Source organism: Phytopseudomonas argentinensis, from assembly GCF_900113905.1.
Lineage (GTDB): Bacteria > Pseudomonadota > Gammaproteobacteria > Pseudomonadales > Pseudomonadaceae > Aquipseudomonas > Aquipseudomonas argentinensis.
In genome coordinates, this window is the sequence record NZ_FORC01000004.1 from 358454 (window position 1) to 379202 (window position 20749).

At 62.9% G+C, this 20749-nt stretch carries 16 protein-coding genes and 1 tRNA gene; 10 read left to right on the forward strand and 7 right to left on the reverse strand.

The window, feature by feature from the left end; all coding sequences use genetic code 11:
* The first annotated feature begins 398 nt into the window (after positions 1–398).
* On the forward strand, positions 399–1628 hold the full coding sequence (locus BM154_RS19385; RefSeq protein WP_074888032.1) for a two-component system sensor histidine kinase NtrB: 1230 nt from the start codon (positions 399–401) through the stop codon (positions 1626–1628).
* A 71-nt stretch (positions 1629–1699) separates the two neighbouring features.
* Here the strand turns inward: BM154_RS19385 and BM154_RS19390 are convergent.
* A tRNA-Ser gene (locus BM154_RS19390) sits at positions 1700–1790 on the reverse strand.
* Between the two features lie 176 nt (positions 1791–1966).
* On the opposite strand from BM154_RS19390, the gene BM154_RS19395 reads away from it, so the two are divergent.
* Positions 1967–2635, forward strand: coding sequence for a Bax inhibitor-1/YccA family protein (locus BM154_RS19395; protein ID WP_074888035.1), 669 nt, complete (start codon positions 1967–1969; stop codon positions 2633–2635).
* A 56-nt stretch (positions 2636–2691) separates the two neighbouring features.
* Here the strand turns inward: BM154_RS19395 and BM154_RS19400 are convergent, their stop codons facing one another.
* The 4 genes from BM154_RS19400 to BM154_RS19415 all read right to left on the reverse strand — a co-directional run bounded on the left by BM154_RS19400 (position 2692) and on the right by BM154_RS19415 (position 7784).
* Positions 2692–3291 carry an START domain-containing protein gene (locus BM154_RS19400; protein ID WP_074888038.1) on the reverse strand — a complete coding sequence of 200 codons (600 nt, stop codon included), beginning with the start codon at positions 3289–3291 and terminating at the stop codon, positions 2692–2694.
* 31 nt (positions 3292–3322) lie between these two features.
* Complete coding sequence (locus BM154_RS19405; RefSeq protein WP_074888758.1) at positions 3323–3583, reverse strand: YkgJ family cysteine cluster protein; 261 nt, start codon at positions 3581–3583, stop codon at positions 3323–3325.
* Between the two features lie 80 nt (positions 3584–3663).
* Complete coding sequence (locus BM154_RS19410) at positions 3664–5574, reverse strand: sensor histidine kinase (RefSeq protein WP_074888040.1); 1911 nt, start codon at positions 5572–5574, stop codon at positions 3664–3666.
* Positions 5571–7784 carry an EAL domain-containing response regulator gene (locus BM154_RS19415; protein ID WP_074888043.1) on the reverse strand — a complete coding sequence of 738 codons (2214 nt, stop codon included), beginning with the start codon at positions 7782–7784 and terminating at the stop codon, positions 5571–5573. Before BM154_RS19415 ends, BM154_RS19410 begins: the two co-directional genes overlap by 4 nt.
* Before the next feature lie 182 nt (positions 7785–7966).
* Between BM154_RS19415 and BM154_RS19420 the strand changes: the two genes are divergently transcribed.
* Positions 7967–8530 carry a 3'-5' exonuclease gene (locus BM154_RS19420; protein WP_074888045.1) on the forward strand — a complete coding sequence of 188 codons (564 nt, stop codon included), beginning with the start codon at positions 7967–7969 and terminating at the stop codon, positions 8528–8530.
* Between the two features lie 62 nt (positions 8531–8592).
* Positions 8593–8874 (forward strand): pyrimidine/purine nucleoside phosphorylase, encoded by a 282-nt coding sequence (gene ppnP, locus BM154_RS19425; RefSeq protein WP_074888048.1) that lies wholly within the window; start codon positions 8593–8595, stop codon positions 8872–8874.
* Positions 8875–8943: 69 nt separating this feature from the next.
* On the opposite strand, the gene BM154_RS19430 is transcribed toward ppnP, so the two are convergent.
* A complete protein-coding gene (locus BM154_RS19430) occupies positions 8944–9420 on the reverse strand; it encodes a DUF1289 domain-containing protein (protein WP_074888050.1) in 477 nt (158 codons plus the stop codon).
* Positions 9421–9801: 381 nt separating this feature from the next.
* On the opposite strand from BM154_RS19430, the gene acnB reads away from it, so the two are divergent.
* Together acnB and BM154_RS19440 are read left to right on the forward strand one after the other, a co-directional pair.
* Positions 9802–12426 carry a bifunctional aconitate hydratase 2/2-methylisocitrate dehydratase gene (gene acnB / locus BM154_RS19435; protein WP_074888053.1) on the forward strand — a complete coding sequence of 875 codons (2625 nt, stop codon included), beginning with the start codon at positions 9802–9804 and terminating at the stop codon, positions 12424–12426.
* 301 nt (positions 12427–12727) lie between these two features.
* The gene (locus tag BM154_RS19440) at positions 12728–14077 is read left to right on the forward strand and encodes a pyridoxal phosphate-dependent decarboxylase family protein (RefSeq protein WP_208609461.1); all 1350 of its coding nucleotides are present in this window, start codon (positions 12728–12730) and stop codon (positions 14075–14077) included.
* A gap of 2 nt (positions 14078–14079) precedes the next feature.
* On the opposite strand, the gene ampC is transcribed toward BM154_RS19440, so the two are convergent.
* Positions 14080–15243 carry a class C beta-lactamase gene (gene ampC, locus BM154_RS19445; RefSeq protein WP_074888764.1) on the reverse strand — a complete coding sequence of 388 codons (1164 nt, stop codon included), beginning with the start codon at positions 15241–15243 and terminating at the stop codon, positions 14080–14082.
* A 247-nt stretch (positions 15244–15490) separates the two neighbouring features.
* Here ampC and alaC point away from each other — a divergent pair, with 247 nt between their 5' ends.
* From alaC to BM154_RS19465, 4 genes are all read left to right on the forward strand, one after another.
* A complete protein-coding gene (alaC, locus tag BM154_RS19450; protein WP_074888055.1) occupies positions 15491–16735 on the forward strand; it encodes an alanine transaminase in 1245 nt (414 codons plus the stop codon).
* A 72-nt stretch (positions 16736–16807) separates the two neighbouring features.
* Positions 16808–18208, forward strand: coding sequence for a sigma-54 interaction domain-containing protein (locus tag BM154_RS19455; protein ID WP_074888767.1), 1401 nt, complete (start codon positions 16808–16810; stop codon positions 18206–18208).
* 289 nt (positions 18209–18497) lie between these two features.
* Complete coding sequence (locus BM154_RS19460) at positions 18498–19889, forward strand: GntP family permease (protein ID WP_074888058.1); 1392 nt, start codon at positions 18498–18500, stop codon at positions 19887–19889.
* A gap of 52 nt (positions 19890–19941) precedes the next feature.
* Positions 19942–20712, forward strand: a complete 771-nt coding sequence (locus BM154_RS19465) for a 3-hydroxybutyrate dehydrogenase (protein ID WP_074888061.1) — start codon at positions 19942–19944, stop codon at positions 20710–20712.
* The last annotated feature ends 37 nt before the right edge of the window (positions 20713–20749 follow it).

The window sequence follows — 20749 nt, forward strand, 5'->3', positions numbered from 1 at the left end:
GCCGCAAAAGTGACCGAGCAGTCGCACAAATACTCTGAACGAACCCTCTTGCCGCTCATTCTATGTTGATCATCGCTTGCCAGCATTGCGCCATGGGCGGACGGGCAAGCAATCAGCCAACAGCCAAGAAAGAGCATTGCCATGATCTGGATCGTACTCGGGGTCGCCCTGTCTGTCGCATCACTGCTCGGCGCAGGCATTTACTCACTGCTGCAGATTCTTGGTGAATTCAGCCAAGGCTGATCAAGCTGGCATCTGGGGCGCCCCCCGGAAGTGGCCGGGGCCATCAAGTATTGCCTTTTTGCGGCTGTATACCCCTGCTTTGACGCGCAGCGTCTCGCGCCTGCGCACGAATCCAACTAATCTAGCGCTCTCGCCTCCCGCCGCAGCGCTACCCCATGCCAGAAAACGCTCTCAGCATCAGCTTGCTGCTGCCTCCCGGCACCTCACTTGCCAGCAAACTCAGCCATGAACTCATCGAACACCTTCCGGTAGGCGTGTATCTGTGCAACGCCCAGGGTACGGTGGTGGCCTACAACCACAAGGCAGCCGACATCTGGGGCGAATCGCCAAACCTGGGTGAGAGCCAAATCAAATTTTGTGGCGCGCATAAGCTGTTGACCCCCGAAGGCGTACACATCCCCCATCACCAGACGCCACTGGCGGAAATTCTCGTCACCCAGAAGGCCGTGACCAACTTTCGCACCATCGTCGAGCGCAGAGACGGCAGCCGGGTGCCGGTGCTCGCCAATATCGTGCCCTTGTTCGATAGCGACGGAACCATGCTGGGCTTCATGAACAGCGTGCAAGACCTGCGTCAGCAGGTTGCCCAGGAACTCAACCAGCAACATCTCGAGAACGCGCTGTTCCAGTCGCAGAAGATGGAAGTGGTCGGGCAGATCACCAGCGGCCTGGCCCACGACTTCAACAACCAGTTGGCAAGCATGAGCATGGGCCTCTCGCTGATGGAGCGGGAAGTCGAAGCCGCGAACTCCGAAAAATTGCGCCGCTACTTCGACCTGTGCAAGGAAGCCGTCGAGCGCGCCACTTCACTGGCCGACAACCTGCTGCGCTTTTCCCGCAAGCGTGCCAAGAAGCTGGAACGGCTGGATCCCAATCAGCTGGTGCTTGGCATGACTTCGCTGATCCGCACCGCGGTCGGCGCCAGGATTGTTGTCAATCTCGACCTGGCACCGGATACCCGGTTCCTCAAGGCCAACAAGCAGCAACTGGAGAGCGCGATACTCAACCTGGCCATCAATGCCCGGGACGCGATGCCGGACGGCGGCACTTTGGACCTGAGCACCCACGACGCCAACCTCGACCGCCACAACTTCCCGGGGCACAACGCCAATTTCCAGCCCGGCAGCTACGTGGTGATCAGCGTGATCGACAGCGGTTGCGGCATGACGCCCGAGGTGCTCGAAAAGGTGTTCGCCCCGTTCTTCACCACCAAGGAAGATGGCAAGGGCACAGGGCTGGGGCTGGCCATGGTGCGCGGCTTCGTCAACGAGATGAACGGCCAGCTCACCATTGAAAGCGAACCGGGGCAAGGCACCTGCGTGCGCCTGTACTTTCCCAGCTACGGCACAGAGCATTCGCAGGCGGTAGACGGCGCCGATCGGTGACCTGCCGTCCGGGAGTGCCTGGCCACGAAGCGCAGGCAAAAAAAAGCCTGGCATCGCCAGGCTCTTGTATTTGGTGGAGGGCCAGGGATTCGAACCCTGGGAACGCTATTAACGTTCGACGGTTTTCAAGACCGTTGCATTCAACCGCTCTGCCAACCCTCCAGGTCGACACGGACGTTTCTTGCCGAAACATTCCTTTGCAACCTCGCAGGTTGCGGGCGGCATCTTACCGGAACGCAACACACTGTCAAACACTCTGACTTGGCAGTACCCAAGGCTCTGTTAAGATGCTTCTCGACCTTGGTCACGGACCAACAGCATTTACTAGGAGTGTCGCCATGCGCGAACAAGATTACGCACATAGCCCTTCACGGGTTGAACAAACCGCAGTCAGCAGCGTTCTGCGCAACACTTACGGTTTGCTGGCTCTCACCCTGGCATTCAGCGGTATCGTTGCATTCATGGCGCAGCGCGCCAATGTTCCCTACCCGAATATCTTTGTCGTGCTGATCGGCTTCTACGGTCTGTTCTTCCTGACCGCCAAGCTGCGTGACTCCGGCTGGGGTATTCTGTCGACCTTCGCCCTCACCGGCTTCATGGGTTACACCCTGGGCCCGATTCTCAACCGTTACCTGGGCATGGCCAACGGTGCCGAGGTCGTCAGCTCGGCGTTCATGATGACGGCGCTGGTGTTCTTCGGCCTGTCGGCTTACGTGCTGACCACCCGCAAGGACATGAGCTTCCTGAGCGGTTTCATCACCGCCGGCTTCTTCGTGCTGCTGGGTGCGGTACTGGCCAGCCTGTTCTTCCAGATCAGCGGCCTGCAACTGGCGATCAGCGCTGGCTTCGTGCTGTTCTCGTCGGCCTGTATCCTGTTCCAGACCAGTGCGATCATCCACGGTGGTGAGCGTAACTACATCATGGCGACCATCAGCCTGTACGTGTCGATCTACAACCTGTTCGTCAGCCTGCTGCAGATCTTCGGCATCATGGGCGGCGACGACTGATCGTTACTGAACACGAAAAAACCCGCCTTAGTGGCGGGTTTTTTATTGCTTGCAAACTACTGCTGGGCCTTTTCGCGCATGCCCCTGAGCGTATTGAACGGCGCTTCGACCACGAACTTGTTGGACAACCACGAGGGAACGCTGCCACCGGGATCGGTATGCGCCTCGTAGACGACCTCGACCATGCCATCCGGCTTTGGCGTCATCGTCCAGCGCCCTTCAACACTTGCGACGCGCACATAGCCTTTTTCCTCGGGCCGGTAATCAGGTACGCCGTGCAGGGTGCGGGTTACGCTGCCATCTGCACCCTGTTCGGTGGTGACCTCGATGACCGAATCCCGCGGCGTCACCGGCCATGGCGTGTTGAAACGGGTGTAGGTCCAGCTCTTGTCGCCTTCATGCTTGAGCAGCCGCTGCTCCTGGCACTCGTGGATCCAGGCACAGGAGGCCACCACATCCTCCTGCAGTGCCCGGAGCTTGGCCACATCGGTCTTGATCGAGGTCACGCCGCGGTAGGCCTTGTAAGGGGAGCCGGCCACCTCGCTGAGGTAGACCTTGATACCCTCCTCGTCCTTGGCCAGGCGCCAGTCCTCGGCATGGGCGGCGGAGGCGAGACATAGCGCCGTACTTGCTAGCAACAAACGGGTGAACGACATTTTTATTCTCCGGGGGTTGGCCTGTAGAGCGTCAGACAGCCGTTGCGGTGGCACCTTCCAGCCACGCCAGCAGGCGGATGGCTTCTTCACGGCTATTACCGCAGACAGCGGAATCAGCTGAAAATGCGGCACATACGGCGGGTCGATCCTCGCGCCCGAAGATCGAACAGCGATTATCCTCGGCCAGATTCACGCAGCGCTCACCGGCGGCCTTGCCATTGGGCATACCGGGGATAAAGGAACTGATCGACGGGGAGATACAGCAGGCGCCACAACCAGGACGGCATTGCATGGAGCGGACCTCGAACAAGGGCATGCAGCAAACGGCGGCGATTCTAGCCTACAGCATGGCGAGCCGGCAGCCCCCGACGGCTAGTTCAAATCGAAGCGGATGCTGAAGCGCGATCCTTCGCCCGGCGTGCTGTCGACCTCCAGCTCGGCGCCGAGCACATCCACCGCCAGCTGGTGGGTGATATGCAAACCCAGGCCAGTGCCGCCCTGGCCGCGACGGGTGGTAAAAAACGGGTCGAATATCTTGTCCAGCAGCTCCTCATCCATGCCGCGACCGTCGTCGATGACCTCGATGACGCACTGCCCTTGCGCTTCATCTAGTTGGCCACGAACGGTGACGACACCCTTCACGCCGGGATCGAATGCATGAACGAGCGCATTGTCGACGAGATTCTGCACGATCTGCCCGAGAGGCCCTGGGTAGCTGTCCAGAACCAGATCCGGGGCCACGTCCACGACGATTCGATGGTCGTTCTGGCGCAGCTTCGGCTGTAGCAGCAGCGCCACCTCGTTCACCAGTTCGAGCAGGTCGAAGCGCCGCCGCTCGGTACTGGCACGGTCGGTGGCCAGTTGCTTGAAAGCACGGGTCAGCTGCGACATCCGCTCCAGGCTGATCAGAATGATGCTCAGGCCGTCATCGGTGCGCTGCACGAAACGCTCCAGGGTGGTGCGCTTCAGGCCTTCGCGCATCGCTGCCTGAAATTCCTGGCTGGCCCGCTCCAGGGTCGAAGCGGCCACGCTGGCGGCGCCAATTGGCGTATTCAACTCATGGGCGACGCCGGCGACCATGGTGCCCAGGGACGATAGCTTTTCAGCCTGCAACAAGGCACGACGGGTGCGCTGCAGCTGCTCGACAGTACGCTGCAATTGCTCGTTACTCGCCGCCAATGCCTTGCTGCTCACTTGCAGCCCCTGCTCGGCACGCAAGCGTTCGGCCTCGTCGATCGCCCGCCTTACGCTGATCAGCAGCCCCAGCCCCTGCAGCACGCTGAAGAACAACAATACGCGCCACAGCACGCCCCACCGCAGCTGGTTGAGGTGCTCGGCCGGCAAGTGCGACAGCAACAGCCAGTGATCGGCGACGTTGCTGGTGGCCGCGGCGGCGTCACTCGGCCGGAAATGGCTGTAGGTCCAGAAACCCGCGGCGTCGATAAACGAACCACGTTGCTCGGTTTGCAATCGCCGCCAGGTGGCCGGCTGGCGGCTGGCCAGCGTCAGCTCTGGCTTGCCGAGCAGAAAGCCCCAGGCGTGCTCGGGCCGCTCGCCCAGCATCCAGTAGCCTTCATGGTCGAGCAACTGCAGCGAGCCGCCATAGGCGAGCGAGGTTTCCCGCAAGCGCGCCAACAGCCGTTCGGCCCGGTAATCGAGGATCAGAACGCCGCGCCGCTCACCGCGCTCACTGAAAACCGGCACCGCGGCTCGCAGGATCGGCACAAGCGCTTCGAGGCTGCCATCGGGTCGATAATGCCGTTCCAGATCGAAGCGCGACAGATAGGACTCGCCCTTGTAGAGATGCATGGTCTCCACGAAGTAATAGGCGGCCGAGTCGTTCTGCAGGTCTGCCGCCTCGACCTGTCGTGCCTTTCCCGAGCCGCCGTCGATACGCACGCGTTCCATGCCGTTCTCGTCGAGCCAGCGAATGTGCTGATAGATGCCGCGGCTATTGGAAAACTCGGCGAACAGCTCACTCAGCGCGGCGTAGCTGCTAGCGGAGGCATGCCTGAGCGCGCGGTTGAGCAGCGGCTGCTGGCTGAGAAACTGCAGATCACCGCGCAGGCTGGATAGATGCCGCTCCAGCACCGCAACACCTTCGTTGAGGCTGTCCGACTCGGCGTCGAGCAGAGGCTCCAGACGGTCGCTGAGCATGCGGTCGTAAAGCAGCAGGCTGAGCACCACGATCAACAGCGACCAGGGCAGAAACAGCACCAGCAGGTTACGCGGCAACGGCCTGGCGAGGATTTCTCGCCAGCCGGCCAGGCGGCGAGCGATCATCGCGATGAATGCTCGCCCAACCAGCTCAGCAGCCGTTCCAGGGGCATTGGCTTGGCGAACAGATAGCCCTGCGCCTCCAGGCAGTCATGCTCCCTCAACCATTCGACCTGCTGCTGGTTTTCCACACCCTCGGCAATCACCGACATGCCCACCCGCCGCGCGATCTGGATGATCGCCTCGGCGATTGCCTGGCCATCATCTTCGGCGCGCAGCTCCTCGACGAAGCTACGGTCGATCTTCAAGCGGTCGGCAGGCAGTTGGCGCAGGTAGCTGAGCGAGGAGAACCCGGTGCCGAAGTCGTCAATGGCCACCTTGACGCCCATCGCGCGCAACGCCAGCAGTTGCTCGCAGACCTGTTCGAAAGAGCGCATGGCCACCGACTCGGTGATTTCCAGCTCGACCTGCGCGGGCCTGACTCCAGCAGCCTGCAGATGCAGCGTGAAGCGTTCGATGAAGTCGCGCTGCAGCAGTTGGGCTGCCGAGACATTGATCGCCACCCGGATGTCCCGGTAGCCGGCTTCGGCCAGGCGCCGTGCCGCCTGCAACGCCAGGCGCATGAGCAAGTCGCCAAGCGGCAGAATGTAGCCGGTCGCCTCGGCAAGGGGGATGAACTCGAGCGGCGGCGTTGCCTTGCCATCGGCGTGGTACCAGCGCGCCAAGGCCTCGACCCCGGTAACCGAACCGCTGCGCAGGTCGACCTGGGGCTGCAGCTCGATGCTGATCAGGTCGCTGGCCACGGCGTCGCGCAACGCCAGCAGCAGGCGAAACGACTCGGCATGGGCGCTCTGCAACCGCCGGTCGTGCACCACATGCTGGTCGTGGCCGAACTGTTTGGCCTGCTTGAGCGTCAGCCGCGCGTCCTGCAGGGCCACGCTGGCGGTGTCGTCAAAGTCGCGCAGATACAGGGTAACGCTGCTCAGGCTGTGCACCTGGCCCAGTTCGTAAGGACGGTTGGGGCGGCGAAACAAGGCCACGATGTCCTCGGCACGTACCTGATCCTCCGGCCCCAGCACGGCAAACAGGTCGTCGCGAATCCGGGCGATCAGCACGTTGCCGTCGAACGCGTCACGCAGGCGGTTGGCCACCAGCCCCAGGATGAAATCCCCATAGCCGGTGCCAAAAGCCGTATTGGCACCGGAGAAATTGTCGATATCGAGCAGCACCAGCACGCGCTCATCCTTGTTGGAGCTGTTCAAGGTCATGTCGAGCATGCGGATCAGCGCATTGCGGTTGGGGATCTTCAGCAGATCATCCTGGTAGGCCATCTCCTCCAGGCGGCTGAACAGGGCGACGTTATAAAGGCCTCGGCTGATACTGGCGCTGAATACTTCCAGCAGTTCCAGCTCGGTATCGTCCAGGGTGCGTTCGGTGGCCACGTAGCAGGCGTAATCGGCACCAGCCTGAAAGCGGGGAAAGAACAGCACCGTACAGTCGTCAAAGCGCAGCGTGCTCTGCTTTTGCAGGCAGCAGCGCAACGCGCCGGCTACCGCTTCGTCGCCCAGGCCACTGAGATTGCCGTCGATGGAGCGGTAAAAGCGCCCACTGGCGCTGATCACGTAGGCATCGGGCAACTCGCCCAGACTGGCTTCGTGCGCCTTGACGCAGACGATTCCCTCGGCCTGCAGATCGAGCAACGAGGCGATTTCGGAAAGGATCTTGGCCGACAGCTCGCGAGTGTTCTTCGAGCAGAACAGTGCATTGCTGGATTCGACGATCATCTGCAGGCCGCGCCGCGCGCGGGCGGTGGCCTTGAGTTGGGAATAGCTGCGCAAACCCGCGGTGAGCACGGTAAGCAGGCGTTCGGCGCTCAGCTCGCTCTTGGACCAGTAGTCGTTGATGTCGTAGTCGCGCATCACGCTCTGTACCGGCGCCATGCCGGGTTCACCGGTGAGCAGCACAATGCGAATCTCGGCGTTGCCGATGACCTCCCGCAGGGTCTTGACCAGGCGCAAACCGGCGTCCTCGGTCTCCATCACCACATCGAGCAACACCAGGGCGAAGTCCTGTTGCTCGGCCAGCAGCATGGCGGCTTCACGATTGCTGAATGCCTGCTGAACCTCGACGCGCCGGCCCAGAATTTCCATCTCGCGAATGGCAAAGGCGGTGGCGCGCTGAAAATCTGGGTCATCGTCTACGGTCAGAATGCGCCAGGCCGGCTGGTTACTGTCCCCAACCGTCTCGTCATCTGAAAACACCACGGATTCATCCATGAAGCATACTCACCTATCACGCTGGGGTAAGAGAACCGGCCTTCCGTGGGCAAGTATAGTCAGCGCCACAAAGACACAACGGCCATGATGGCATTTCGTACACGGCACAAATCACACCACTCGTCGGTCTGAATGCAAGTGCCACCGACAGAACGGCGTGGCGTGGCGATCAAGGAGTGGCGATGGGGTATTGGTTGGTCATCGACCTGGAGGCCACCACCGAAGACGGTGGCTGGCCGGTCGAGCATATGGAGATCATCGAGATCGGTGCCAGCCTGGTCAATGCCAGTGGTCACGAAATCGACCACTTCCAGCGGTTCGTGCGGCCGATGCGCCGCCCCATGCTCACTCGATTCTGCAGGCAACTGACCCATATCAGCCAGGCCGAGGTGGACGCGGCGGCGCCCCTGCCCGTGCTGTGGCCGCAGTTCGAGCGCTGGCTGGAGCCTTATCATCCGCGTTTGCAGGGCTGGTGCAGCTGGGGCGATTACGATCGTCAGCAGCTGTACCAGGAATGCCAGCGTCATGGCATTGCCAGCCACCTGCAGGAGTTGCCGCACCTGGACCTCAAACGCCGCTTCGCCGAGGAGCGCCAACTGTCCCGCCCGGTCGGGCTCAACGCCGCGCTGCAACTGGCCGGCAGCAGCTTCAGCGGCCAGCAGCATCGTGCCCTCAGCGACGCGCGCAATACCGCCCGCCTGCTGCCGCTGGTACTGGTCGAGCGCGCCAATACGCGCAGCACGTGACGCCATCAAACGCCTTGGGCATACTTGCCAGCCATCTATTTCTGCCGCTCACGAGGATGCATATGTTCAAGGTCAACGAGTATTTCGACGGTACCGTCAAATCCATCGCGTTCGGCATGGCAGAAGGCCCGGCCACGATTGGCGTGATGGCAGCGGGCGAATACGAGTTCGGCACCGGCCAGCTGGAGGTCATGCACGTGATCGCTGGCGCACTGACCGTCAAACTGCCGGGCAGCGACAACTGGGAAACCTTCACCGCCGGCAGCCGCTTCACCGTGCCGGCCGACAGCAAGTTCCAGCTCAAGGTCGAACAGGACACCGCCTACCTGTGCGAATACCGCTGACAGGTCCTGCAGAAAAAAGCCCGGCCAAATGCCGGGCTTTTTGCATCAATGAGGCGTGCTTGCAGGCCGTTAGACGCGTAGCTCCATGCCCTCCTTGAGAAAGCGCGGCGCGATGTAGCGTTCGAAGTGCGCCTCGGAAAGCAGGAAGAACTCGCGGTCGATCGCGTCGCGCAGGTCTGGCAGCTCCCAATCGCGGAACTCGGGCAACAACGCAATGCCATAGGCCTCCACCTGCATGATCACCCTCGCCCCGCGGGCTAGCAGTTGATAGGCCCAGCAGTAAGGGGATTGGTGGGGCACGAAGCGAATTTTTCGCTGCTCCAGCTGTTTGAGCAGCAGCGTCTCGTCGAATACCTCCAGCTTGGCAGCCATCACCTGCACCAGCAACATCTCCAGACGCAGCCAGACCGCCTGTTTTTCCTCATCGCTGTAGCCGTTCCAGTTGATCACTTCATGGTGGAAACGCTTGCAGCCGCGGCACACGGAATCCCCGAAGACCGTGGAGCACAGGCCTACACAAGGCGTCTTGATACGTTGATTGGGCATGCGTTACATCGATACACAGAACGGTAGAGGGTGCATCTTAGCCCTTTGTCTAATGGGGATCACCCCAGAGGACGATGGGTCTTTCACTTAACTTTGTTGCAGCTTTCCGCTAGAATCAGCGCGCCTTGCGAAAGGCGCCAATGTCCGTTGGAAGCTGTTTTCAAAGCGTCACGAGCACAGTCGATCCTGCAGGTACGATGTTGGCATGGTTACCCTCAGGCCATGCCAGCCCCTCATCAGACCCGTCCTGCAGGCGTAAAACTTTGAAAGCAGCTTCCGGATGGAAGCATTGAAACCATCGTGCTCAGCCCATGAGGCTGCTCCACGGATGTGTTTAATGCGTTCCTGCATGCGTCCCGGACACCCTATTTGGGACCACTGATGAGGGTAATAACTGTGCTTGAAGCCTACCGCAAACACGTAGCAGAGCGTGCCGCCCAGGGTATCGTGCCCCAGCCGCTAAACGCCGAACAAACCGCCGGTCTCGTCGACCTGCTGAAGAACCCGCCGGCCGGCGAAGAAGAATTTCTCCTCGACCTGATCACCAATCGCGTGCCGCCAGGCGTCGACGAAGCGGCCTATGTGAAAGCCGGTTTCCTCTCCGCTGTCGCCAAGGGCGAAGCCACCTCCCCGCTGCTCGACAAGAAACGCGCCACCGAACTGCTCGGCACCATGCAGGGCGGCTACAACATCGCCACCCTGGTCGAACTGCTCGACGACGCCGAGCTGGGCGCGGTTGCTGCCGAGCAGCTCAAGCACACCCTGCTGATGTTCGATGCCTTCCATGACGTGGCCGAAAAAGCCAAGGCCGGCAACGCCAATGCGCAAGCCGTGCTGCAGTCCTGGGCCGATGGCGAGTGGTTCAAGAAGCGCCCGACCCTGGCCGACAAGATCAGCCTGCGGGTATTCAAGGTCACTGGCGAAACCAACACCGACGACCTGTCGCCCGCTCCGGATGCCTGGTCGCGCCCGGATATCCCGCTGCACGCCCTGGCCATGCTGAAGATGGCCCGCGAAGGCATCGTGCCGGACGTGCAAGGCTCCATCGGCCCGATGAAGCAGATCGCCCAGATGTACGGCGACGGCTTCCCGGTTGCCTACGTCGGTGACGTGGTCGGTACCGGTTCCTCGCGTAAGTCCGCCACCAACTCGGTGCTGTGGTTCTTCGGCGACGACATCCCCTATGTGCCGAACAAGCGTGCTGGCGGCTTCTGCTTCGGTACCAAGATCGCCCCGATCTTCTACAACACCATGGAAGATGCCGGCGCCCTGCCGATCGAGTTCGACGTGTCGAACATCAACATGGGCGACGTGATCGACCTGTACCCGCACCAGGGCAAGGTCTGCAAGCACAACAGCGACGAAGTGATCACCACCTTCGAACTGAAAACCCCGGTACTGCTCGACGAAGTGCGTGCTGGCGGCCGTATCCCGCTGATCGTCGGCCGTGGCCTGACCGAGAAAGCGCGTGCCGAGCTGGGCCTGGGCCCAACCGACCTGTTCAAACTGCCGGAAGCGCCGGTCGACACCGGTAAGGGCTATACCCTGGCGCAGAAAATGGTCGGCAAGGCCTGCGGTCTGCCGGAAGGCAAAGGCGTGCGTCCGGGCACCTACTGCGAACCGAAGATGACCACCGTCGGCTCCCAGGACACCACCGGCCCGATGACCCGCGACGAGCTGAAAGACCTGGCTTGCCTGGGCTTCTCCGCCGACCTGGTGATGCAGTCGTTCTGCCACACCGCGGCCTATCCGAAGCCGATCGACGTCACCACCCACCACACCCTGCCGGATTTCATCCGCACCCGTGGCGGCGTGTCGCTGCGTCCTGGCGACGGCATCATCCACAGCTGGCTGAACCGCATGCTGCTGCCGGACACCGTCGGTACCGGTGGTGACTCGCACACCCGCTTCCCGATCGGCATTTCCTTCCCGGCCGGTTCCGGCCTGGTGGCCTTCGCCGCGGCCACCGGCGTCATGCCGCTGGACATGCCGGAGTCGGTTCTGGTGCGCTTCAAGGGCAAGCTGAACCCAGGCATCACCCTGCGTGACCTGGTGCATGCCATCCCCTACTACGCCATTCAGAAGGGCCTGCTGACCGTCGAGAAGAAAGGCAAGATCAACGCCTTCTCCGGCCGCATCCTGGAAATCGAAGGCCTGGACGAGCTGACCGTCGAACAGGCGTTCGAGCTGTCCGACGCCTCGGCCGAGCGCTCCGCTGCAGGTTGCACCATCAAGCTGCCGGAAAAAGCCATTGCCGAGTACCTGAAGTCGAACATCACCCTGCTGCGCTGGATGATCAGCGAAGGCTACGGCGATGCCCGTACCATGGAGCGTCGTGCTCAAGCGATGGAAGCCTGGCTGGCCAATCCCGTGCTGCTCAGCGCCGACAAGGACGCCGAGTACGCCGAGGTCATCGAGATCGACCTGGCCGACATCAAAGAGCCGGTGCTCTGCGCGCCGAACGACCCGGACGACGCACGCCTGCTGTCGACCGTTCAGGGCGAGAAGATCGACGAAGTGTTCATCGGCTCGTGCATGACCAACATCGGTCACTTCCGCGCTGCCGGTAAGCTGCTGGATCAGGTCAAGGGGCAGCTGCCGACTCGTCTGTGGCTGTCGCCGCCGACCAAGATGGACGCTCACCAGCTCACCGAAGAAGGCTACTACGGTATCTACGGCAAGGCTGGCGCGCGCATGGAAATGCCGGGCTGCTCGCTGTGCATGGGTAACCAGGCACGCGTCGAGCCGAATTCGACCGTGGTTTCGACCTCGACCCGTAACTTCCCGAACCGTCTGGGTGATGGTGCCAATGTGTACCTGGCTTCTGCCGAGCTGGCCGCTGTCGCGTCCATCCTGGGCAAGCTGCCGACCGTCGAGGAGTACATGGAGTACGCGAAGAACATCGACAGCATGGCTGCCGACGTTTACCGCTACCTGAGCTTCGACCAGATCGCCGAGTTCCGCGAGGCTGCGGCCAACGCGAACATCCCGGTCGTTCAAGCCTAAGCGTTACTAGCGTCAAGAAGGAGCCCCGCCCAGTGCGGGGCTTTTTTATGGTTTTTCACAATTCGTCGGGCAACGAATTACCTGGGAGCGGCTTCAGCCGCGAGCCCTTCACAGGCTGCCGCTGATCCCAGGCCAGCTTCCTACAAAGACATTGTTCGCCTGAGATTTGCGCTAACTGTACCGGATACAGCTGTGCTGGCCGCTGCGCTGTAGGGGACAAGCAGCCGTGGGCTGTATCTGACAGGCCGCCATCCCCCTCGGTTAGGGTTGCACATCGCTGCCAACTTCCGAGACCCGCCCCATGCGCATTGCCGAACACGCCCTGCTGACCGACGCCGACCGCCGCGCCATCGCCTATAACGACTCGCTCGATCAGCGCCGGGTTTACCCTCACGAGAGCGCCATCGCCGCCCTGGATGCCTTCGACCAGCCCCTGCCAGGCACGGGGCAAGAGGCCGGGCAGGTATTGCATACGCTCGATGAACTCGGCTCGCCCGCCACCGTCACCAGCAATGGCCCGCGCTATTTCGGCTTCGTGATCGGTGCCACCCTGCCTGCCGCGGCGGCGGCCGAGCGCTTGGTGCTGGCCTGGGACCAGTGCGCGTCATCCTTCGACGGCTCACCCATCGCCGACAAGCTGGAGAAGGTCGCCGCCCGCTGGGTCTGCGAAGCACTCGGCCTACCACGCGAAAGCGCCGTGGGTTTTGGCACCAGTGCCACCGCCTGTACCCTCGCCTGCCTGTCCGCAGCACGGCGCGCGCTGCTCGCCAGGCACGGCTGGGATTTCGATCAGGATGGCTTGATCGGCGCCCCGGAAATTCGCGTGGTGATCTCCGAAACCGCCCATATCACCGTCAGGAAAGCCCTACGCGTGCTCGGCTTCGGCATGCGCCGCCTGCAACTGGCGGCGGTCGACGAACACGGCCGCATCAATCCGGCCAGGCTTCCGGATCTGGATGATCGCACCCTGCTGATCCTCCAGGCTGGCGAGGTCAATACCGGGGAGTTCGACCGCTTCGCCGAGCTGATCCCCAAGGCCAGGGCGGCCGGCGCCTGGGTGCATGTCGACGGCGCTTTCGGCCTGTGGGCGCGGGCCTCGTCATCAGCCAGGTTGGCCGAGGGCGTGGAACTGGCGGACAGCTGGACCACCGATGGCCACAAGTGGCTGAACACACCCTACGACAGCGCCATGGCCATCTGCCGCGACGGCGAAGCCCTGGCTGCGGCGATGAACAGCGATGCGGCGTACGCCATGGCCTCGAAGGACTCGCAGAAGAACCTGACCCTGGAGTTCTCGCGCCGCGCGCGGGGCGTGGCGATCTGGGCGGCACTGGCCAACCTGGGGCGCGATGGCCTGCGCACGATGATCGACCAGCATATCCGTCAAGCCGGACACCTGGCCGACGCACTGCGCAATGGCGGCTATCAGGTGCTCAACCGCGTGCACCTCAATCAGGTGCTGGTACGCGCCGACTCGGACGAGCAGACCACGGCCATTCTCAAGGCTGCGCAGGATTCGGGCGAAGTCTGGTTCGGCGCCACCATCTGGCAGGGCCGACCGGCCTTTCGCCTGAGCGTCAGCTCCTGGCGAACCACGGATGCCGATATCGAGGTGCTGATCGCCCTGCTGCTGCGCCTGAAAAACGCCTGAGCCTACCGTTCAGCTTTCAGCACCTGCTGCAGCAGCTTGTGGGACGCATCGACTCGAGCCTCCAGCGGCACGTTACGGTTGGCCAGCATCACCACGCCGATGCGCTCATCCGGCACGAACGCCGCGTAGCCACCAAAGCCATTGGTCGAGCCGGTCTTGCTGAACAGCACCCCATGTTCGCTGGTTTCCCGCGCATCCAGTCTGCTAGCAGGCTGCGCTTGCATGGCCATGGATGGGGCGTTACCCGCCAGCAGACGCTCAGGCGCGAGCGGCCACGGGTAGCGCTCCCAGATCATCGCCTGGGTGAACGGCGCGGTTCGCGTCACCCCCTGATGGGTAGCCGCGATGGCGGCAGCGAGTGGTTCGGGCACCGCTGTCGAACCCAGGTTGATATCGACGAAGCGCAGCATGTCGTCGATGTTCGACTTCAGGCCGTACGCTTCGGCATCCAGCATGCCGGGGCTCACGCGGATGGCCTTGTTGGTCTGCCGCGCATAACCATAGGCGTAGCGCGGCATCTGCGCTGCAGGCACCTGGATATAGGTGCTGCCCAGCGCCAACGGTGCCAATACCTGGTCATGCAACGCCTGGGCATAAGGCTGGCTGAACGCGCTGGCGGAAATACGCCCCAACAGGCCAATGCTGATGTTGGAGTACGCGCGCTCATGCCCGGCGTCTGCCGTCGGCTGCCATTGACGCAGCCAGGTCATCAAAGCGCTGTCACTCTGGATGTCATCCGGCACCTGCAGCGGCAGGCCATTGCTTTGATGGGTAGCCAGGTCCATCAGGCTCAAGTCGCCGACCGGTGTGGCCTTCAATACCGGCAGGCGCTCACCGACCTGATCATCCAGCGACAGCAGCCCACGCTCCTGGGCCAATGCCGCCAGGGTGACGTTGAAGGTCTTGCTCAGCGAGCCCAGCTCGAACAGTGTCTGCCGGGATACCGCGATGTTGGCATCGCGATTCGCCAGGCCCTGGGTGTAAACGTAATGCTTGCCCTGCCAGGTGACACCAACCGCCAGGCCCGGCACGTCGTACTCGGCCATCAGCGGCGCGAACACCTGCGCTGCCGCATCGTTGAATTGCTGCTCGGTCATGGCAGCGGCCGGCAGCGTCACGGCAAGGCTGGCCGTGAACAGGCCCATGGCGATGGTGCGTTGAGTCATCTGAATAAGGCTCTCTGTCTTGTTGTGATGCGACACCAGTCTGCCCGGTGCCTGCATGGTGCGTGGGTGTTCGAGTCAGCGCCAAGGATATCGTTTCGTGGCACCCAGCAGGCAATCCACAAAACCGCTTGCCGCGCTGATCAAGCCTCTCGACAAAGCCCGTGGCGGGCCTTATTGTCCGCCCAGGCCACCGCAGTGGCCTACGTCGCTCGGACGGTTCCGGGCGCTTACGTTCTTCGAGGAAAGCATGTCTGAACAGGCTTCGCGTCGCTTTGCGCGCATCGATCGTCTCCCCCCTTACGTTTTCAACATCACCGCCGAACTCAAGATGGCCGCTCGCCGCCGTGGCGAGGACATCATCGACCTGAGCATGGGCAACCCCGATGGCGCCACGCCGCCGCATATCGTGGAAAAGCTGGTGCAGGTTGCCCAGCGTGAAGACACCCACGGCTACTCCACCTCCCGTGGCATCCCGCGCCTGCGCCGGGCGATCTCGCGCTGGTACCAGGAGCGCTATCAGGTCGACATCGACCCGGAGAGCGAAGCCATCGTCACCATCGGCTCCAAGGAAGGTCTGGCGCACCTGATGCTGGCCACCCTGGACCACGGCGACACGGTGCTGGTGCCTAACCCCAGCTACCCGATCCACATCTATGGCGCAGTGATCGCTGGCGCCCAGGTGCGTTCGGTGCCGCTGGTGCCGGGCGTGGACTTCTTCATCGAGCTGGAGCGGGCAATCCGCGAGAGCATCCCCAAGCCGAAGATGATGATCCTCGGCTTCCCCTCCAACCCCACCGCGCAGTGCGTAGAGCTGGACTTCTTCGAGCGCGTGGTGGCCCTGGCCAAGCAGTACAATGTGCTGGTGATCCACGACCTGGCCTACGCCGACATCGTCTACGACGGCTGGAAGGCCCCGTCGATCATGCAGGTGCCGGGCGCCAAGGACATTGCCGTGGAGTTCTTCACCCTGTCCAAAAGCTACAACATGGCCGGCTGGCGGATCGGCTTCATGGTCGGCAACCCGGAGCTGGTCAATGCCCTGGGGCGAATCAAGAGCTACCACGACTACGGCACCTTCACGCCGCTGCAGGTGGCGGCCATCGCCGCCCTGGAAGGCGACCAGCAATGCGTGCTGGATATCGCCGAGCAGTACCGCCAGCGCCGCAACGTGCTGGTCAAGGGTCTGCACGAGCTGGGCTGGATGGTCGAGAACCCCAAGGCTTCAATGTACGTCTGGGCGAAGATCCCCGAGGCCTACGCCCACCTCGGCTCCCTGGAGTTCGCCAAGAAGCTGCTGGCCGAAGCCAAGGTCTGCGTGTCGCCGGGCATCGGCTTCGGTGATTACGGCGACGACCATGTGCGCTTCGCGCTGATCGAGAACCAGGATCGTATCCGCCAGGCCGTGCGCGGTATCAAGGCGATGTTCCGCGCCGACGGGCTGATCGAGGCGCCAGCCGCGAAAACCCCGCGCAAGGCCAGCGAAGCCGGCTGACCGCCATGGCGCGGCACCGCAAGGGTGCCGCGCCGCGTTATGATCGACGCTCACCCCGCATACGAGCGCGCCATGCAGGACCTCGGCAACTACCCCCACATTCGCCAGTCGGCCATCCGTTCGCTGTTCGAGATCTTCGAGCAATCCAGCGAAGGCACCATCATCGTCGACCGCGACGCCCATATCGTCTGGATGAACGAGCGCTACGCCCAGCGCTTCGGCCTGCAAAGCGCCAGTGAGGCGATCGGCCGCCCCTGCGAAAGCGTGATCCCCGGAAGCCTGTTGCGCGATGTGGTGAACAGCGGCCGGCCGATCCTGCTGGACATGATGGACACGCCCCGCGAACCGCTGGTGGTCATGCGCCTGCCCATCCATGACGACGCCGGCCAGGTGATCGGCGCCATCGGCTTCGCCCTGTTCGACGAGCTGCAATCGCTGTCACCGCTGCTGGCCCGCTACCAGAGCATGCAGCAGGAACTGGCATCGACCCGCTCGCAACTCAAGTCGCGCCAGGCCAAGTACAGCTTCGCCCAGTTCATCGGCACCAGCGCCCGCAGCCTGGAGGTCAAGCGCTTGGCGCGGCGCAGCGCCACCAGTGACTCTGCAGTGCTGCTGCTGGGCGAGACCGGCACCGGCAAGGAGTTGCTCGCCCACGCCATCCACAATGCCTCGCCGCGGGCCAGCAAACCCTTCGTCAGCCTCAACACCGCAGCGATCCCGGAGACCCTGCTCGAAGCCGAGTTCTTCGGCACCGCGCCGGGCGCCTTCACCGGTGCCGACCGCAAGGGCCGCGCCGGCAAGCTGCAGATCGCTCATGGCGGCACGCTGTTTCTCGACGAGATCGGCGACATGCCGTTACCGCTGCAGAGCAAGTTGCTGCGCGTGCTGCAGGAGAAGGAGTTCGAGCCGGTGGGCTCCAACGAAGTGCTGCGCAGCGACGTTCGGCTGATTGCCGCCACCTCCATCGACCTGGAAGCGGCGGTGCGCAAAGGTACCTTCCGCGCCGACCTGTATTACCGGCTCAACGTGCTGACCCTCGCCGTGCCACCGTTGCGCGAGCGCCTGGAAGACTTGCCGGCGCTCTGCGAGGCGATCTTCGATGCGCTGCAGGGTCGCCACGAACTGCACCCCGAGGCCATGGCCCTGCTCGCCCGCCACGCCTGGCCCGGCAACGTGCGTGAACTGCACAACGTGCTGGAGCGCGCCTGCCTGCTCAGCGATGACACGCTGCTCGACCGTACCACGGTGGCGGCAGCGATCGGGACATTGCAGGCGCTGCCAGAAGCACAGCGAGCAGCGGCGAGCGATGGGCAGATCGAAGACTTCCATCAGGCGCGAGCCAGCTTCGAGCGCGAGCTGATCCGCAAGGCATTGGCCATAACCGCCGGGGATGTGCCGCAAGCCGCGCAACGCCTGGGCCTGGGGCGATCCACCTTGTACCGCAAGATGCTGGAACTTGGCCTGCAATCCTGAAAATGGGACTGATCTCACTTTCAGGACTTCAGCAGATACCGGCGTGGCGTGCGCCAGAATCAATTTCCATCCCGAAATCGGGATAAATCAACGCGCAGCTACCAAGGGTTTAAATAAAATCATTGGAATTCAATAAGTTATAAAACTGGCACAGAACTCGCTATTGCCTGGCGGCGGGCCCACCCGCCGCCGACAACAAAAACAAAAGCGCCCACAGCGCCTGTGCGAGTTACTCGAATGGCTACGGCAGCCTGTCGATTCGCCGCGTTGTAGGGTCAGGAGATCGTCGATGAGTGTCATCATCGCCCTCGCTGCACTGGCTGTACTGATGCTGGCTGCCTACCGTGGCTACAGCGTCATCCTCTTCGCTCCCATCGCCGCCCTCGGCGCGGTGCTGCTCACCGATCCAAGCGCCGTGGCGCCCGCGTTCACCGGGGTGTTCATGGAGAAGATGGTCGGTTTCATCAAGCTCTACTTCCCGGTATTCCTGCTCGGTGCCGTGTTCGGCAAGCTGATCGAGTTGTCCGGCTTCTCGCGCTCCATCGTCGCAGCCGCCATTCGCCTCCTGGGCACCGGCCAGGCGATGCTGGTGATCGTGCTGGTGTGCGCCCTGCTGACCTACGGCGGCGTGTCGCTGTTCGTGGTGGTGTTCGCGGTCTACCCGTTCGCGGCCGAGATGTTCCGCCAGAGCGGCATCCCCAAGCGGCTGATCCCGGCGACCATTGCCCTGGGCGCGTTCAGCTTCACCATGGACGCCCTGCCCGGCACGCCGCAGATCCAGAACATCATTCCCACCACCTTCTTCAACACCACCGCCTGGGCAGCGCCCTGGCTGGGGCTGATCGGCAGTCTGTTCGTGCTCGGCATGGGCATGCTCTACCTGCGCCGCCAGTTGAACAAGGCGCTGCGCGCTGGCGAAGGCTACGGTACCGAACTGCGCAACGAGCCGGAAACCCCGGACGACATCAAGCTGCCCAGTCCCTGGCTGGCCATCGCACCGCTGGTGCTGGTGGGCGTCGCCAACCTGCTGTTCACCCACTGGATTCCCGAGTTCTACGGCAAGACCCATAGCCTGCAGCTGGCCGGCATGGCCGCACCGCTGCAAACCGACGTCAGCAAGCTCACCGCCATCTGGGCTGTACAGGCCGCGTTGCTGCTGGGCATCCTGATGGTGCTGGTCAGCGCCTTCGGGGTGATCCGCGAGAAGCTCGCCGAGGGCACCAGGAGCGCCGTCGGTGGCTCGCTGCTGGCGGCAATGAATACCGCTTCGGAGTACGGTTTCGGTGCGGTGATCGCCTCGCTGCCGGGCTTTCTGGTACTCGCCGACGCGCTCAAGGGCATCCCCAATCCGCTGGTCAACGAGGCGGTGACCGTCACCTTGCTGGCCGGCATCACCGGCTCGGCCTCGGGCGGCATGAGCATCGCCCTGGCCGCCATGTCCGACAGCTTCATCGCCGCGGCCAACGCCGCCAACATCCCGCTGGAAGTCATGCACCGCGTCGCCTCCATGGCCAGCGGCGGTATGGACACCCTGCCCCACAACGGCGCGGTGATCACCCTGCTGGCGGTCACCGGGCTGACCCACCGCGAAGCCTACAAGGATATTTTCGGCATCACGATCATCAAGACACTCGCGGTCTTCTTTGTCATCGGCGTTTTCTACAGCACCGGCATCGTCTAGTTTTTGTGAGATGCACGGTCTGCTGTAACCACCGCGCACCTGAGGAGTTTCTATGAATCTGAAAGGCAAGACCGCACTGGTCACCGGCTCCACCAGCGGCATCGGCCTGGGTATCGCCCAGGTGCTGGCCGAAGCCGGCGCCGACCTGCTGCTCAATGGTTTCGGTGATGCCCAGGCGGGCATCGAGGTCGTGGCCGTATCTGGCGGCAAGGTGCTACACCACCCCGCGGACATGAGCGACCCGCAGCAGATCGAATCGATGATCGCCTACGCCGAGCGCGAGTTCGGCGCCATCGACATTCTGGTCAACAACGCCGGCATCCAGCACGTTTCGCCGGTGGAGGATTTCGCCCCGGAGCGCTGGAACGCGATCATCGCCATCAACCTGTCCTCGGCCTTCCACACCACCCGCCTGGCGCTGCCCGGCATGCGCCGGCGCAACTGGGGGCGCATCATCAATATCGCCTCGGCCCATGGCCTGGCGGCCTCGGCTGGCAAGAGCGCCTATGTGGCCTCCAAGCACGGGCTGGTCGGCCTCAGCAAATCGGTGGCCCTGGAAACCGCCACCACCGGCATCACCTGCAACGCCATCTGCCCTGGCTGGGTGCTGACGCCTCTGGTACAGGCGCAGATCGATGCGCGCGCCGCCGAAAGCGGTGACAGCGAGGGCGAACGGCGTAATCTGCTGGCCGAGAAACAGCCGTCGCTGGAGTTCGTCACTCCCAGGCAGCTCGGTGAGCTGGCGTTGTTCCTGTGCAGCGACGCTGCGGCTCAAGTACGCGGCGCGGCCTGGAACATGGACGGCGGCTGGCTGGCACAGTAATAGACATCGGCAGGGTCGCACGACGCTGCCCAGCGAA